Source organism: Acetomicrobium mobile (genome assembly GCF_937920065.1).
This window is the reverse complement of sequence record NZ_CALETC010000091.1, coordinates 1-1,050: the sequence shown is the minus strand read 5'-3', so window position 1 is coordinate 1,050 and position 1,050 is coordinate 1. Positions and strand designations below refer to the sequence as shown.

The 1,050-nt window shown below is 47.1% G+C and carries 2 protein-coding genes; both read left to right on the top strand.

The genetic code is table 11. The annotated features are described in order from the left end of the window. Positions 1–430 (top strand): glycosyltransferase family 9 protein (locus Q7P41_RS03955; protein ID WP_303882285.1); only part of this gene is annotated, 430 nt, incomplete at its 5' end. Between the two features lie 107 nt (positions 431–537). Further along, positions 538–1,050, top strand: a 513-nt coding sequence (locus tag Q7P41_RS03950; protein ID WP_303882284.1) for a metal-dependent hydrolase, incomplete at its 3' end; no start/stop codon positions are given.

Sequence of the window (1,050 nt, the reverse complement as noted above, 5' to 3'; positions counted from 1 at the left end):
ACAAAAAGGTTGGCCTATGGAGCGCTGGTGGGGCTTGTCCAAGAAGTTGAATGCTTTGGGCTGCAAGGTGACATGGCAACCTGGCGGTGACATGCAAAGTTATGCCGATTGGATCTACAACCTCGATTTGCTCATAAGCGTAGATACGCTTGGGCTGCACATAGCGCTTGGCGGAGGAGTTCCTGTGATTGGCCTTTTCGGCCCCACTTCACCAAAAGAGATCCCCAAGTGGGGCGTGGGGTTTTGGTTGTGGGAGCGTGGCGGCAAAATGACGCACTCCGTAGATCGCGTATTTGACGCCGCACGAAGATATCTTCGGGCCATCAGGAGCGGTCATTTAAAAGGCCATCCTGGGGTTTCACTGTTAAATGATATGTATAAAAAAACAAATCAAGCTTCCCTAGCAATAAGACGAGGTCTAATTGGCTAATGTAGGTGTTTGTTGGGTTAAGTATAATATAAATGTGACCCTACTCGGGTCTTTTTGGGTTTTACTGAGATTTATAACGATCTTTTATGAGAGGGAGGCGATGATAGATGTCTAAAGTGACGTATCTTGGGCATGCGGCCTTTTACATTGAGGGAAAAGGGATTAAAGCCCTGATTGATCCTTTTTTGTCAGGCAATCCTTCTAGTGCATGGAAACCGTCGGATGTGAAAGAACTAGATTATATCTTTATTACCCATGGACATGGCGATCACCTGGGAGATACCCTTCAAATAGCTAAAAATACTGACGCAATGGTCATAGCTAATGCCGAGATCTCCGCCTATTTGACGTCAAAGGGCCTTAAGTGCCATAGCATGCACATAGGAGGCAGGTACACTTTTCCCTTTGGGAGAGTTAAACTTACCCCTGCATGGCATGGCTCTGGCATTACCGAAGGGGATCAGACGTTGTGCGGCGGAACGCCTTGCGGGTTTTTAATTGAGGTGGAAGGCAAAAAATTGTATCATGCTGGCGACACGGGTCTCACCATGGAAATGAAGCTGCTTGAGCAAGAACAAGTAGATCTTGCCATGTTGCCCATAGGCGGAAACTACGTAATG